This window comes from Microbispora sp. H10830 (assembly GCF_014161375.1).
Classification (GTDB): domain Bacteria; phylum Actinomycetota; class Actinomycetes; order Streptosporangiales; family Streptosporangiaceae; genus Microbispora; species Microbispora catharanthi.
In genome coordinates this window covers 476,692-491,363 of the sequence record NZ_JABBWX010000004.1, presented here as the reverse complement: position 1 = coordinate 491,363, position 14,672 = coordinate 476,692, and the positions used below count along the sequence as shown (strand labels likewise).

Below are 14,672 nucleotides of genomic sequence, written 5' to 3'. Positions count from 1 at the left end.
CCAGGCTAAGTCATTACTCCTCCTTTGCGTCGTGCACCAGAGGGGCGGTTGGGGCCGCGTTTGTCGGCGGGACCTGTTAGCTTCCTGCGACATGCGTGTCCTGCACAGCTCCGACTGGCATCTCGGCCGGTCGTTCCACCGCGAGAGCCTGCTCGGCGCCCAGGCCGCGTTCGTCGACCACCTGGTCGAGACCGTGCGGGCCGAGCGCGTGGACGTCGTGGTGGTCTCCGGCGACGTCTACGACCGTGCCCTGCCTCCCGTCGACGCGGTCGCGCTGTGCAACGAGGCGCTGGGCAGGCTCAAGGCCCTCGGCGTGCACACCGTGCTGATCAGCGGAAACCACGACTCCGCCGTACGGCTGGGCTTCGGCGCCGACCTCATGGAGCGGGTGCACCTGCGCACCGACCCCGGCAGGGCCTGGGAGCCGGTCGTGATCGACGACGTGGCCTTCTTCGGCATCCCCTACCTCGAGCCCGAGCTGGTCAGGGGGCCGTGGGAGCTGGCCGAGCGCAGCCACACCGCCGCCGTCACGTACGCGATGGAGCGTGTGCGGGCGCATCCGGCGGCGCGCAGGGTCGTGCTCGCCCACGCGTTCGTCACCGGGGGAGAGGCCAGCGACAGCGAGCGGGACATCAGCGTCGGCGGGGTCTCGCACGTGCCGTTGAGCGCGTTCTCCGGGGTCGACTACGTGGCGCTGGGGCACCTGCACGGCCGTCAGGTGATGAGCGAGACGGTCCGCTACAGCGGCTCGCCGATCGCCTACTCCTTCTCCGAGGCCGGCCACACCAAGGGCTCCTGGCTGGCCGACCTCGACACGGGCCGGACGGAGTTCGTCCCCGCCCCCGTGCCCCGGCCGGTGAGCACGGTGCGGGGCCGCATCGACGACCTGCTGACCGACGGCCGCTTCGAGCGGTACGAGGACCACTGGCTGCAGGTGACGCTGACCGATCCGGTGCGGCCGCGCGAGGCGATGGAGCGCCTGCGCCGGCGCTTCCCGCACACGCTGGCGCTCGCCTTCCAGCCGGACGGCGTGCCGGAGGGACCGGCGGGCCGGGCGAGAATCGCCGGCCGGGCCGAGATCGAGGTGGCGCTCGACTTCGTCCGCGAGGTCCGCGGTGAGCCCGCGGACGACGACGAACGGCGCCTGCTGCGGGAGGCGGTCGAGGCGTGCCGTATCAAGGAGAGCGCATGAGCGAGCGAATCGGCGGGCACCGGCGGCCCGCCCGGACCATGGCGAGTGAGGAGGTCCGGTGAGGCTGCATCGGCTGCGCCTGGTCGCGTTCGGGTCGTTTCCCGGGGCGGAGGAGGTCGACTTCGACGCGCTCGGCGAGGCGGGCCTGTTCCTGATCCACGGGCCGACCGGCGCCGGCAAGACGACCGTGCTCGACGCCGTCTGCTACGCCCTGTACGGCAGGGTGCCCGGCCAGCGGGAGAGCGCCAGGAGCCTGCGCTGCGACCACGCGCCGCCCGACCGCGGGCCGTCGGTCACGCTGGAGCTGACGATCCGGGGCAGGCGCCTGCGCATCACCCGTTCGCCCGCCTGGATGCGGCCGAAGCTGCGGGGCTCCGGCCTGATTGAGGAGAAGGCCAAGGCCCGGATCGAGGAGCTGACCGAGCCCGGCGGGCAGTGGATCGTGCGCAGCACCCGCAGCGACGAGGCCGGCGACTTCGTGAACACGCTGACGGGCATGACCGCGGCCCAGTTCTGCCAGGTCGCGATGCTGCCGCAGGGCGAGTTCGCGAAGTTCCTGCGGGCCGGCGGCGAGGAGCGGCGGGAGCTGCTGGAGCGGCTGTTCTCCGTACGGGTGTTCGGCGACATGGAGCGGTGGCTGGCCGACCACCGCACGCGCACGTGGCGGGAGGCGCAGGAGCTGGGCCAGCGGGTCGAGTCGGTGCTCGACCGCATGCGCGGCGCGGCGGGCGACGACCTGCCGCTGCCCGAGGACGCCGGCGACCCCGCGGTCTGGGCGGGGGAGGTGCTCGACCTCGCCCGCGGGGCGCTCGCCGACGCGGTCGCGGCCCGCGCGGCGAGCCAGGAGGCGCTGCTGTCGGCCCGCGCCCGCCTGGAGGAGGGCAGGGCCCTGGCCGACCGGCAGCGCAGGCACGCCGCCGCCCTCGCCCGGCGGCAGGAGCTCGACGCGGCGGCGGACGAGCGGTCGGATCTGGAGGCGATGCTCGACGAGGCCGCCCGGGCCGATCGGGTTGCGCCGCTGATCCGGCAGGCCGCCCAGCGGGCGGAGGCCGCCGCCAAGGCGCGGCGGGTGGCGGCCGACGCCGTGCTCCGCGCGCTACCCGGCCGCGGGCCGGGGCTCAACGGGGAACCGGGCGTGAAACGGCCGGGCGCGGAGTGGCCGAACCCGGAGCGGATAGACCCGGAGCGGATAGACACGGAGCGGACGGACCCGGAGCGGATAGACACGGAGCGGACGGACCCGGAGCGGCTGGCCGTGCTGGAGCGGGAGCGGCGCGACGAGGTCGCCCGGGTGCGTCAGATCCTTCCGGAGGAGGCGCGCCTGCGGCAGGTGCGAAGCGAGCGCGCGGACGCCGAACGCGGGCTGGCGGAGTTGACCGAGGAGGAGGCGGAGCTGACCCGGCGGCTCGCGGCCCTGCCCGCCGAGCGGCTCGACGCCGAGGAACGGCTCGCCCGGGCGCGCACGGCGGCGGCGAGCCTGCCGGGCCTGACGGCCGCCAGGGACACCGCGCTCCGGCTGCGGGAGGTCACCGGGCAGGCCGCGCTGCTGGACGCCGAACTGGCGCGGCTCGCCGAGGACGAGGTGCGGGCCCTGGCCGCGCAGGCCGAGCTGCCGGAGTCGCTGGCCGGCGCCGAGGAGCGGCTCAGGGGCTTACGCGACATGGCCGCGCGCGTCCCCGCGCTGGAGGCCGCCGCTCACATGGCGGGGGAGCGGCTGGAGGCGGCGCGGTTGCGCGACGCCTTGACCGCCGATCTTGAGCGGGCCGAGCACGACCGGCGCGCGGCCGTCGACCTGGCCCAGGAGCGTCGCGACCGGCTTCAGGAGGTCCGCCAGGCCAGGATCGACGGGATGGCCGCCGAACTGGCGGCCGGGCTCGTGGCCGGGGCGCCCTGCGCCGTCTGCGGCGCCACCGAGCACCCCCGTCCCGCCGCACCCGCCGGACGGGCCGCGACCGCGGACGACGAGCAGGCGGCGCAGGAGGCGTTCGAGGCCGCGCAGCGGGCCCGCGAGGAGGCGGAGACGAGCGTCGCCGCCCTCTCGTCGCGGCTCGGCGACGCGGCGGCGCGCGCCGCCGACCTGTCCCAGGAGGACGCGTCCGCCGCCCTCGCGGACGCCCGCGAGGAGCTGGCGCGGCTGCGCGCCGCCGAGACGGCGGTCACGGCTGCCGAGGCGGAGGCCGGGCGGCTCGCGGCGGAGCTGGAGTCGGCCCGAGAGCGGGCCGCGGAGCTGACCGGGCTGCTGACCGAGATCAGGACCAGGCGGGACGCCCTGCTCGCGGAGGGGGAGCGGCTCGCCGCCGGTCTGCAGGGCGACCTCGCGACGGCGGAGGCGGACCTGGAACGCGCCCGGTCTCTGGCCGCGGCAGAGGAGGATCTGACCGCCCGCGCCGCCCGGCTCGCCGCCGAGCTGGAGGAGCTGGGTGCGCGGGCCGCGCGCACCGGCGCGGCGCTCGCCGAGGCACGCGCGCACAGGGACGGGCTGAAGACCGACGAGCGCAGGCTGGCCGAGGTGATCGACGCCGCCCGGGGCGAGGACCCCTCGCTCGCCGCCCGCCTCGACCGGCTGGGCGAGGAGGCGGACCTGCTCAGAGAGGCCGCCGAGTCGGCGGCCGCGGCCGCCGCCGCCGACCGCGAGAGCGAGACCGCCCTGGCCGAGGCGGCCAGGGCCGCCGGCGGGGAGGGGTTCGCGAGCGTGGAGCACGCGGCGGCCGCCGTGCGCACGCCGGAGGAGCGGGAGGCGATGTCCGAGCGGCTGGGACACCTGGACGCCGAACGGGCCACGGTCGAGGGGCTGCTCGCCGATCCCGAACTGGTCGCGGCGGCGGCCGAGCCCGCCGCGGACCTGCCGGAGCTGGAAGCCGGCCACGAGCGGACCGAGCGGGACCACACCGCCCGCACCTCGGCGTGCGACCGGGCGAAAGGCAGGCTCGACCAGCTCACGGGGCTCGCCGGCGAACTGGACGCGGCGCTGCGCGCCTACCGGCCCGCCGAGGAACGGCACCGCCTGGCGCGCCGGCTCGCCGAACTGGCGACCGGCACGTCCGGCGACAACCGGTGGCACATGAGGCTGTCGGCGTACGTGCTGGGCGAGCGCCTCAGCCAGGTCGTCGACGCGGCGAACGAGCGCCTCGACCGCATGTCGAGCGGGCGCTACCTGCTGCGGCACGACCTGAACCGGTCCGCGGGTGACCGGGGCCGGTCGGGCGGCGGACTGGGCCTGCGCGTGCTCGACGCCTGGACCGGCGTGGAACGCGACCCGGCCACGCTCTCCGGCGGCGAGAGCTTCATCACCTCACTCGCCCTGGCGCTGGGGCTGGCCGACGTGGTGACCGCCGAGGCGGGCGGCGCGGAGATCGGCAGCCTCTTCGTGGACGAGGGCTTCGGCACCCTCGACGACGAGACGCTCGACGACGTGCTCGACATCCTCGACGGCCTGCGCGAGGGCGGCCGGGCGGTCGGCGTGGTCAGCCACGTCGCCGAGCTTCGGGTGCGCATCCCCGCCCAGCTCCGCGTGGTCAAGGGCCGTTCCGGCTCCACCCTGTCGCACCGCTGAGCAAAGCCGCCGGAGCCCCTCGTTCAGGCGGTTCCGCCTGCCGTGGGGGTGAGGCGCCCAACCGGCACGACGCCCGCATCCTGAGGACCGCAACCCGCCGGCTGACCTCCCCGCCCGCGGCGCTCCCGCAGTCCGGCGGCCCGGGTCAGGGGCAAGAGCGGTCACGGGCAAGAGAAGGTCAAGCACTCTGCAACCGTGCGGACCTATCAACGGTGTGCAAGGCCCGCGGTGTCCACCACGGGGCTCCGCCAGACCGGCTGAGCGGCACAGCGACCGATGAGAGGTGAGCATGTCATGAAGAGCATCCGCAGGAGCACGGTCATGGTCGTCACCGTGGGCGCCCTCGCCCTCGGCCTGTCGCTCCCCACGGGAACGGCCAACGCGTCCGCCGGCTACAAGACGTTCACATGGAAGCACGGCTCCACCGCGGGTGACTGCACGATGTACAGCGGCGGCGCCGGCTGGACGGCCCCGACATGGACGCTCTATCCGGACGGCACGGCCTGGTTCGACGCCACGCTCACCAGCATGTCGGGTGACGACGCCTGGCTGATGTGGGCACATCTCAAGGACGAGAACGGCGCACTGCTCGCCGACATACGCATACCCGGCAGCACCAGCACCAAGTTCGTCAAGAACCTGCCCCTCGCCTGGCCGCGGAAGTATCGATGGCTGGCCGAAGGCAGGTTCGACCCCAGCCTGTACCCCCTGATCAAGGGGATGTCGCTGAGCAAGCACTGCTGAGCGTCGGCCACCGCCGAGGACCCGCCGGAGCGACGGGCGGGGAGAGGGCCGGACGGGCCGGGCTCACCAAAGGGCGAGCGAACGGGTCAGGATGCCGGCGAGGTCCTCCTCCCGCACGGGCCTGGGAGAGGTGGTGAGCAGCCGCTGCTGCTTCATCGCCCCTTCCACCAGCGCCGGCACGTCGGCCTCCGCGTATCCCACCCCGCCGATGCCGTTCGGGATGCCGACGTCGCGCATGAGCGCGCTCAGCACGCCGGGCAGGAACTCCGCCGGCTCGTCAGGCACGGCCGCCGTGGGATCGAGCAGCTCGGCCACGCGCAGGTGCCGTGCAGGGGCCGCCTCGAAGGTGAACCGGAACGCCTCCGGCGCGGTCAGCGCCACGGCCATTCCGTGCGGCACCATCGGCTCGACGCCGGGATAGCCCCGCGGGTGGAAGTCCTTCACCCGGCCCGCGATCGGATAGGCGTTGGCGTGCGGGATGTGCACACCCGCGTTGCCGAACCCGAGCCCCGCGAACGTCGCCGCCAGCGCCATCGCGCCCCTCGCCTCCACGTCGTCGCCGTGCCGTACGGCGGTGCGGAACGAGCCCGCGAGCAGCCGGATCGCCTGCTCCGACCACATGTCCGCCACCGGGTTCGACCCGCAGTACGGCACGCGCTCCTCCGGCCGCATGCGCTCGTAGGAGGTGTACGGCCGGGCGGTGTAGCTCTCCAGGGCGTGACAGAGGATGTCCATCCCCGCCGCGGCGGTCACCTCGGGCGGTTGCGTCATCGTGAGGTCCGGGTCCACGACGGCCAGCACGGGACGGAGGCGGGCGTGGCTGATCCCCGTCTTGACCTTCAGGCCGAGCACGTCGAGCACGCAGATCGTGGTGCTCTCCGAGCCGGTGCCCGTGGTCGTGGGCACCGCGACCAGCGGCTTGAGCGGCCGGGAGGGGGCGCGCCCGGCGCCGATCGGCGCGTTGACGTAGTCCATCAGCTCGCCCGGATTCGTCGTCAGCAGGTTGACGGCCTTGGCCGTGTCGATGCTCGACCCGCCGCCGACGGCGACGAAGGCGTCCCACGGCCCGCTCGCGCGGGCGTGCCCGATCGCCGCGAGCAGGCTCTCGTCGGTGGGCTCGACGTGCACGCCGTCGTACACCTCCGCGTGCATGCCGAACCCGGCGATCTGTTCGGCGATCCGCGCCGGGGCGCCCGTCGCCGCCACGCCCGCGTCGGTCATCACCAGCGCGCGGCGCACGCCGTACTGCCCGAGGTCGAAGCCGATCTCGGCGGACGCGCCGGGGCCGAACTTCAGGGCGGGCGCGCCGTACGTGAAGACGGACTCGGGGTTGCTCGGCACGATCACGATCGCGGGGCCTTTCACTCGCCGGGTCATGAGGGCACAGGCCGGGGATGCGTACGCGGCGCACGGCACACCCGATGGGCAACCTGGCATGTAGCATGCTGCATGTCAATGCGCCGCCGTACGCGGGCGAGCCCATTCCCGGAGGGTGGTCAGACGGTGCGAGCGGTCGCCGGCACGTCCAGTCTCACCGAGCAGGTCATCGAGGCGGTCAGGGAGGCCATCCACACGGGGGAGCTGCGGCCGGGAGAGCTCTATTCGGTGTATCGGCTGGCCGAGCAGCTCAACGTCTCCCGCACCCCCGTACGCGAGGCGATGCTCCGGCTGGCGGAGGCCGGCCTGGTGCGGTTCGAGCGGAGCCGGGGTTTCCGGGTGCTGCGCCGCGACCCCAGGGAGATCGCCGAGGTGTTCCACCTGCGGCTGCTGCTCGAGGTGCCGGCGACCAGGCGGGCGGCCCGCCATGCCGGTCCAGGCCTCGCCCGCGCGCTGCGTGAGGAGCTGGAGGCCATGCGCGCCGCGGCGGCCGACCACGACGAGCCGCGGTTCATGCGGCACGACCGGGCGTTCCACGACGCGATCCTCGCCGCGGGGGCCAACCGGCGCCTCGCGGAGGTCGTCGCCGGGCTCAGGGACGCCACGGTGACGCTGGGCGCCTCCACCGTGGACCGCTCCCGCTCGCTGGCGGACGTCGCCGCGGAGCACGAGCCGATCCTCGCCGCCGTCCTCGGGGGCGACCCGGACGCCGCCGCCGCGGCGATGCGCGGCCACGTGGCCCACACCGGCGAGCTCCTCGTGGCCCAGGCCGCCGCCGAGAACGGCCGGCCCGCCGACCCCGCCGACATCGCCCTCATCCGCGACGCAACAGACGAATCTACAACGTAAAGGACCGGGCGGGCCGCATCGACGAGCGACCGCGCACATGATCGGAACATGGACCAGAACCGATCGGTACGAACCGTCGTCATCCCCCGGCACGACGATCTGGAGAACGCCAGGCGGGTGGTGCGGGCCCACCTGCGCCCCACACCGGTGGACCTCGGCGCGGGCACGGCCGGCGATCCCGCGCTGAAGCTGGAGAGCCTGCAGCCCACGGGGTCGTTCAAGGTCCGCGGCGCGCTCAACGCCGTGGCCGCCGCACCCGCATCCCGTGTGGTGACGGCGTCGGCCGGCAACCACGGGCTGGGCGTCGCCTTCGCCGCGAACGCGCTCGGCGGCAAGGCCACGGTGGTGGTCCCGAGGACCGCCTCGGCGGCGAAGACGGACCGGCTGCGCCGCCTGGACGTCGACCTGGTGTGCGCCGGAGAGAGCTTCGACGAGGCGGAGGAACACGCGCTCGCGCTCGCCGAGGCGCCGGGGTGGTGCTACATATCGGCTTACAACGATCCGTACGTCATCGCGGGTCAGGGCACGATCGGACACGAGCTGGACGAGCAGCTCGACGGGCCGTTGACCGTGGTGTGCCCGGTCGGGGGCGGAGGGCTCGCCTCCGGGCTGGCGCTGTGGGCCGCGGGCCGCGCGGACGTACGCGTCGTCGGCGTGGAGGCCGCGGCCTCCACCGCCGTGTCCGCGGCGGTCGCCGCGGGCCGCCGCGTGCCCGTCGAGGTCGGCCCGACCCTCGCCGACGGCCTGGCCGGGAACATCGAGCCCGGATCGGTCACCGTCGGCCTCGTCGCGCGATATGTGCATCAACTGGTCACGGTGACCGAGGACGAGATCCGCGCCGCGCTGCGCTACCTGGCCGCCGAGCGTGGATACGTGGCCGAGGGCGCGGGAGCGGTGCCGGTCGCCGCCCTGCTCGCCGGGAAGGTCGCCGCGTACGGACGGGTCGTGGCGGTGGTCTCGGGCCGCAACATCACCGTCGCCGCGCTCGCGTCCGTCCTCGCGGCCGGTGAGGCGGAACCGGTCGCGTCGTCGTGAGCCCTGGGCCGTGTTCGGCAACCGGGAGCGAGGCATCCGGTTCCCGCCGTTCGGCCCTGAGCATCTCATCAACTCGCTGCATCACCTGGCCGAGCTTGTCTCCGACAGGTGACGCCGTCGTCCACGCTGACCATCAGTACACCATCGTGAGCGCGCCGACGGCCCGCACCGCCGCCGCCGGGTCGTCGGCGAAGAACCGCACCCGCCGTACGGCCGCCGCCGAGCGTGCGGCCGTCGTCCAAGGGCGGCGCGGGCGGGGCACCTCGATCGGTTCGCGCAGCTCGACCACGATGTTCGTCTGGGACGAGACCGCGAGGGCGAGTTCGCCGTCCGCAAGGCACACGAGTCTCTTCTCGTCGTAGCGGCGGTCGATCCGCGCCGACGCGATGAGCTCCGCCGGGACGTCCAGGCTGAACAGCCGGCCGTACCGCAGGCGCAGCCCGTCCGGCGACACGGTGTGCGGCCGGCGGGCGCAGCTCACCATGACGCCGAGGACGCCGAGGGCCGACGACGCGTCGAGTGCCAGGATCACCAGGCGCGGCGCGTCCGGCAGCCCGAACCGGCGCAGCAGCAGGTCCATGGCCACGGTCTCCAGGACCAGTACGAACAGCATCGCCGCCATCGTCGGCGTCTGCTCCCGGCTGTAGCCCACGGCGTGCCTCACGACGACTCTCCGTCCGTGAGCAGCGCCATGGCCTGCCGTACGACCTCGGCCTGCGCGGGGGACAGATCGGCGAGGAACGCCTGGGCGAACGGGTCGCCGGCGCCGGGCATCGCGCAGGCCAGTGAGGCGGCGAGCTCGCGGGGCAGGTGGGCGGCGAAGTCGGCGGCGAGGGCGCCGACGCGGGGATCGGCGGGGTCGGCGCGGTCCAGCTCCGCCAGCCTCCGATACAACGCCTCGCCCCGGGCCAGCGCCTCCGGCGTGGTCATGGGCCGCATCAGCTCCAGCAGGCGGTCCCGGTCCTCCGGCTGCGCCGCGGTGTCGAGGAGGGCGAGCAGTTCGGCGTCGGCCGCCGCGAACGGGGACTCGCGCACGGGTTCGAGGCACCGCAGGAACTCGGCCATCCGCGGCGAGACGGCTCCGTCCGGCGACGGCGACTCCTCGCTCAGCAGCACGGCGAGCCGCTCGCGCCTGGCCCGGATCGCCGCCTCCTGCCGGGCGAGGTCGGCGTCCAGCTCAAGCAGGATCTCCCGCAGCTCCCGGGCGGAGTCGCCGGCCAGCACGTCGCGCACCTCGTCCAGCGACAGGCCCAGCTCGGTCAGCCTGCGGGCACGGGCGAGGCGGAGCGCGTCGCGCAGGCCGTACTCGCGGTAGCCGTTGACCCGCCTCGGCGGCTCGGGCAGCACGCCCTGGTGGTGGTAGTGCCGCACGGTACGGGTGGACACCCCGGCCAGCGCGGCGAGTTCTCCGATCCGCATGCCCTCATTAGAGACGTTGACGTCGCGTCAAGGTCAACGGCTCACAGAGGCAGCCAGCGGGCGGTGAGGAGATAGCCGCCGTAGACGAGCGCGGCGGTGGAGACGACCAGGAACAGCAGCACCCAGAGCGTGCCGGGCACGCGGGTCAGCCGGGCGAGCTGGTCGGCGTCGGAGTCCGGGGCGCGGCCGAGGCGGCGCTTGGTCTGCAGCTCCAGGATCGGCCGCACACCGCCGAGCAGCAGGAACCACGCGGCGGCGTACGCGCAGGCCGACTGGACGTGGGGCGGGGCGAACCACGACAGCGCGAAGACCGCGCCGCCCACGGCGAGCACCGACACGGCGCCGAAGAAGTTCCTGATCATCAGCAACATGCACGTCAGCAGCGCGAGCACGGCCCACAGCAGCATCGTGATCCGCCCGCCGGAGACCAGCCAGGCCGATCCGAGCCCGATCAGGGAGGGCGCGACGTACCCCGCCGCGGCCGTGGCGATCATGCCGGGCCCCGTCGGCCTGCCCCTGGTGAGCGTCACGCCCGAGGTGTCCGAGTGGAGTCGGATGCCCCGCAGCTTGCGCCGGGTCAGCACCGCGACCAGCGCGTGGCCCCCCTCGTGCGCGATCGTGATCAGGCCGCGGGAGATGTGCCACGACGCCGGGTAGGCGACGACGGCGAGAGCGGCGAACCCGGACAGGACGACCAGCCAGAGCGGGGGCGCGATCTGGGTGGCGGTCAGGTGGTTCCACAGGGGCTTCAGGGGGTTCACCCCCGAGATCGTACGGCCCGCCGCGCCGGCCCGTGCTCCCCGTGCTTCCGTCCTCGGTCCCTACGGTCCGCCTGAGTAAGGGTGACGATGGTGGTTACCTTCTATGTGTGGCTGAGCGGCGTATGCGTGGACTGCGCGGATTGAGTGGGCTGATGAGGGCGAAACCGGAGCAGGCTCCCGAGCACTCCATGGACCCCCGTGCGGACGAGGGGGAGACGTTCAGGCAGAGCGTGATCGACAACGCGGTGTACGTGGACGGCGAGCGCGTGGACTCGCCGCTGTCGCTGGGCGACGCGATCGCCTCGCTGCGCTCGCGGCCGAAGGCGATGGCGTGGATCGGCCTCTACCGGCCGGAGGAGGCCGAGCTGATCAAGGCGGCCGAGGAGTTCGGCCTGCACGAGCTCGCCATCGAGGACGCCATCGTCGCCCACCAGCGGCCCAAGGCCGATCGGTACGGCGACACGCTGTTCGTCGTGCTGCGGGCGGCGCAGTATCTCGACAAACCCGAGAAGGTCGCCTTCGGCGAACTGCACGTCTTCGTCGGCCCCGACTTCGTGCTGACCGTACGGCACAGCGAGGCGCCCGACCTGTCCAAGGTGCGCCGGCGCATGGAGTCGGACCCCGACCTGCTCCGCCAGGGGCCGCAGGCCGTGCTGTACGCGATCCTCGACGCGGTGGTGGACGGCTACGCGCCGGTGGTCGCCGGGCTGCAGAACGACATCGACGAGATCGAGGTGCAGGTCTTCGGCGGCGACCCCGCCGCGCCCAGGCGCATCTACAGCCTGTCGCGGGAGGTCATCGAGTTCCAGCGGGCGGCCAGCCCGTTGGTCCCGATGCTCGACGGCTTCATCGCGGGCTCTCCCAAATATGGCGTGAACGAGGAACTGCAGCGCTACCTGCGCGACGTGTCCGACCACGCCATCACGGTCACCGAGCGCGTGGCGGGCTTCCGGCAGATGCTCCAGGACATCCTCGTCGTCAACTCCACACTCGTCAGCCAGCAGCAGAACGAGGAGATGACCAAGCTCACGGCCGCGAGCATCGCCCAGGGCGACGAGGTCAAGAAGATCTCGGCGTGGGCGGCCATCCTGTTCGCCCCGACGCTGGTCGGCACGATCTACGGGATGAACTTCGATCACATGCCCGAGCTGCACTGGCTGCTCGGATACCCCGTGGCGATCATGCTCATGGGCGTCGTCTGTCTCACGCTCTACCTGGTCTTCAAGCGCCGCGACTGGCTCTGAGCCTCCTGGAGCCGGGCGCGGCCTTGTCGTGCCAACTATCTAGATATATCGTTTACGTATCTCGATAGTTGGAGGATACGTTGCACGACGAGATGTGGCCTCCGGCGGCCCCGTTCGCGCCGCCTCCGCCACCCCACCTCGATCTCCCGCTCCCGCCGGTTCCACCCGGACCCCCGCTCGGTGTGCCGCCCGCGCTGGGCCCGCGCGTACGACGGGGCGACGTCCGCGCGGCCCTGCTGCGCCTGCTGACGGAGGAGCCGCGCAACGGCTACCAGATGATCGAGGAGATCGCGCGGCGCAGCGGCGGAGTATGGAGGCCCAGCCCCGGCTCCGTCTACCCCGCCCTCCAGCAGATGGAGGACGAGGGGCTGGTCAGCGGGGTGGAGGCCGGCGGCAGCCGTACGTACCGGCTGACGGAGGAGGGGCGGCGGCAGGCCGACGAACGGGCCGAGCCGTGGGCCGACGTGCGCCGCAGCCTGCCGGAGGACCGGCACGAGCTGCGGATGCTGTGGGGACAGCTCAACGAGGCGTTCGTCCACCTCACCCACGTCGCGGACGACCGCCAGGTCGCCGCGACCAAGAAGCTGCTCAAGAGCACCAGGCAGGCGATGTTCCGGATCCTCGCGGAGGACGCGTGAACCCCGCCGTGGAGGTGCGCGGGCTGCGCAAGAACTACGGCGAGGTCGAGGCCGTCAAGGGCGTCGGCTTCGAGGTGGCGCCCGGCGAGGTGTTCGGCTTCCTCGGACCGAACGGCGCGGGGAAGACCACCACGATCAGCATGCTGTGCACGCTGGTGACCCCCACGGGCGGCACGGCGCGCGTCGCGGGCTACGACGTGGTGAAGCAGCGTGACGAGGTGCGCCGCAACATCGGCCTGGTCTTCCAGGACCCGACCCTGGACGGCTACCTCACCGCCGAGCAGAACCTGCGCTTCCACGCCGAGCTGTACGGCGTGCCGAAGGGGGTGCTCGGCGACCGGATGCGCCAGGTGCTGGAGATGGTCGGGCTGTGGGACCGCAAGGACAGCAAGGTCATGACGTTCTCCGGCGGCATGAAGCGCCGCCTGGAGATCGCCCGCGGCCTGCTGCACTCGCCCCGTGTGCTGTTTCTGGACGAGCCTACGGTGGGCCTGGACCCGCAGACGCGCTCGGCCATCTGGGGGTACATCGACAAGCTGCGTCACAGCGAGGACATCACGATCTTCATGACGACGCACTACATGGACGAGGCCGAGTACTGCGACCGCATCGCGATCATCGACCACGGCGAGATCGTCGTGATCGACTCGCCGGAGGCGCTGAAGGCGAGCGTGGGCAAGGACCGGGTGCAGATCCAGACCGGCGACGACGAGCGGGCCATCGGACTGCTCAAGGAGAGGTTCGGTGTCGACGCCGCCGTGCGCGAGGGCCAGGTGACGTTCGCGGTGGCGTCCGGGGAGGAGTTCGTGCCCCGGCTCTTCGCCGGCCTCGGCGTGCCGATCCGGTCGGTGAGTGTGTCGCGCCCGTCGCTCGACGACGTCTTCATGTCCTACACCGGCTCCACGATCCGCGACGCCGAGTCGTCAGGCGCGGGCAACCAGTGGATGCGGGCGAGAGCCATGCGGGGAAGGTGAGCCGATGACGACCGACGTGGTCCGGGTCAGCGTGCCGCGCGCGAGCGGCGGCCACGACCTGCGCGCGATCAAGGTGGTTCTGCACCGGGAGATGCTGCGGTTCGCGAACGACCGCACCAGGATCGTCTCCTCGCTGGTCCAGCCCGTGCTGTGGCTCTTCGTGATGGGCACCGGGCTCGGCACGCTCGTGCGCGGGTCGATCCCCGGCGTCGACTTCCGCACGTTCATGTACCCCGGCATGATCTCCATGACGGTGATCATGACGGCGATGTTCTCGGCCGGCTCGATCGTCTGGGACCGCGAGTTCGGCTTCCTGCGCGAGATGCTGGTCGCGCCGGTGAGCCGGGGCGCGATCGTGATCGGCAAGTGCCTCGGAGGCGCCGTCGTCGCCTGCCTGCAGGGAGTGATCATCCTCGCTCTCGCGGGGCTGGTCGGCGTGCCGTACTCGCCGATGCTGATCCTCACGCTGCTCGGCGAGATGTTCCTGGCCGCCTTCACGATCACGGCGTTCGGCGTGACGCTGGCCGCCAGGATGCGCAACATGCAGAGCTTCTTCGGCGTGATGCAGATGGCGATCATGCCGATGATGTTCCTGTCGGGCGCGATGTTCCCGCTGGCCAACCTGCCGTCGTGGCTGCACGTGCTGACCACGGTCAACCCGCTGACGTACGCGGTGGACCCGATGCGCCGGGCGGTCTTCGGCCACCTCGACGTGCCGCCGCGGGTGGACGCGATGCTCAACCCCGGAGTGAGCTGGTTCGGCCACAGGCTGGCGGTGCCGCTCGAACTCGGCCTGGTCGCCGCGATCGGCGCCGTCCTGCTCGGCGTGGCCGTCCTCCAGTTCCGTCGTACGGACTGAACGGTCCCGTCGCACGGACCGAACGGT

Annotated in this window: 13 protein-coding genes; 9 read left to right on the top strand and 4 right to left on the bottom strand. The window is 73.0% G+C overall.

Annotated elements, in window-relative coordinates:
* Positions 1-91: 91 nt before the first annotated feature.
* The 3 genes from HHX35_RS14630 (at position 92) to HHX35_RS14620 (ending at position 5,489) form a co-directional block, all read left to right on the top strand.
* On the top strand, positions 92-1,192 hold the full coding sequence (locus HHX35_RS14630; RefSeq protein WP_182899339.1) for an exonuclease SbcCD subunit D: 1,101 nt from the start codon (positions 92-94) through the stop codon (positions 1,190-1,192).
* 58 nt (positions 1,193-1,250) lie between these two features.
* Positions 1,251-4,745 (top strand): AAA family ATPase, encoded by a 3,495-nt coding sequence (locus HHX35_RS14625; protein WP_182899338.1) that lies wholly within the window; start codon positions 1,251-1,253, stop codon positions 4,743-4,745.
* A gap of 294 nt (positions 4,746-5,039) precedes the next feature.
* Positions 5,040-5,489: a DUF6294 family protein gene (locus tag HHX35_RS14620; RefSeq protein ID WP_139574863.1), complete on the top strand. Its 450-nt coding sequence runs from the start codon at positions 5,040-5,042 to the stop codon at positions 5,487-5,489.
* A 63-nt stretch (positions 5,490-5,552) separates the two neighbouring features.
* Here HHX35_RS14620 and HHX35_RS14615 read toward each other — a convergent pair whose 3' ends face one another.
* Positions 5,553-6,854, bottom strand: a complete 1,302-nt coding sequence (locus HHX35_RS14615; protein ID WP_310739093.1) for a hydroxyacid-oxoacid transhydrogenase — start codon at positions 6,852-6,854, stop codon at positions 5,553-5,555.
* 138 nt (positions 6,855-6,992) lie between these two features.
* Here HHX35_RS14615 and HHX35_RS14610 point away from each other — a divergent pair, with 138 nt between their 5' ends.
* Both HHX35_RS14610 and HHX35_RS14605 read left to right on the top strand, forming a co-directional pair.
* Positions 6,993-7,715 carry a GntR family transcriptional regulator gene (locus HHX35_RS14610; protein WP_310739092.1) on the top strand — a complete coding sequence of 241 codons (723 nt, stop codon included), beginning with the start codon at positions 6,993-6,995 and terminating at the stop codon, positions 7,713-7,715.
* A 48-nt stretch (positions 7,716-7,763) separates the two neighbouring features.
* Positions 7,764-8,750 carry a threonine/serine dehydratase gene (locus tag HHX35_RS14605; protein WP_182899336.1) on the top strand — a complete coding sequence of 329 codons (987 nt, stop codon included), beginning with the start codon at positions 7,764-7,766 and terminating at the stop codon, positions 8,748-8,750.
* 133 nt (positions 8,751-8,883) lie between these two features.
* On the opposite strand, the gene HHX35_RS14600 is transcribed toward HHX35_RS14605, so the two are convergent.
* From HHX35_RS14600 to HHX35_RS14590, 3 genes are read right to left on the bottom strand one after another with little or no spacing between them, the layout of a single operon-like run.
* On the bottom strand, positions 8,884-9,414 hold the full coding sequence (locus tag HHX35_RS14600) for a hypothetical protein (protein ID WP_182899335.1): 531 nt from the start codon (positions 9,412-9,414) through the stop codon (positions 8,884-8,886).
* Positions 9,411-10,169 (bottom strand): MerR family transcriptional regulator, encoded by a 759-nt coding sequence (locus HHX35_RS14595; protein WP_182899334.1) that lies wholly within the window; start codon positions 10,167-10,169, stop codon positions 9,411-9,413. Before HHX35_RS14595 ends, HHX35_RS14600 begins: the two co-directional genes overlap by 4 nt.
* 41 nt (positions 10,170-10,210) lie before the next feature.
* The gene (locus HHX35_RS14590; protein ID WP_310739091.1) at positions 10,211-10,930 is read right to left on the bottom strand and encodes a M50 family metallopeptidase; all 720 of its coding nucleotides are present in this window, start codon (positions 10,928-10,930) and stop codon (positions 10,211-10,213) included.
* A gap of 152 nt (positions 10,931-11,082) precedes the next feature.
* On the opposite strand from HHX35_RS14590, the gene HHX35_RS14585 reads away from it, so the two are divergent.
* The 4 genes from HHX35_RS14585 to HHX35_RS14570 all read left to right on the top strand — a co-directional run bounded on the left by HHX35_RS14585 (position 11,083) and on the right by HHX35_RS14570 (position 14,645).
* A complete protein-coding gene (locus tag HHX35_RS14585) occupies positions 11,083-12,174 on the top strand; it encodes a magnesium and cobalt transport protein CorA (protein ID WP_259405039.1) in 1,092 nt (363 codons plus the stop codon).
* An 80-nt stretch (positions 12,175-12,254) separates the two neighbouring features.
* A complete protein-coding gene (locus HHX35_RS14580; protein ID WP_182899333.1) occupies positions 12,255-12,812 on the top strand; it encodes a PadR family transcriptional regulator in 558 nt (185 codons plus the stop codon).
* On the top strand, positions 12,809-13,786 hold the full coding sequence (locus HHX35_RS14575) for an ATP-binding cassette domain-containing protein (RefSeq protein WP_182899332.1): 978 nt from the start codon (positions 12,809-12,811) through the stop codon (positions 13,784-13,786). The genes HHX35_RS14580 and HHX35_RS14575 overlap by 4 nt, the downstream gene beginning before the upstream one ends.
* A 4-nt stretch (positions 13,787-13,790) precedes the next feature.
* Positions 13,791-14,645, top strand: a complete 855-nt coding sequence (locus HHX35_RS14570; protein ID WP_182899331.1) for an ABC transporter permease — start codon at positions 13,791-13,793, stop codon at positions 14,643-14,645.
* Positions 14,646-14,672 lie beyond the last annotated feature (27 nt).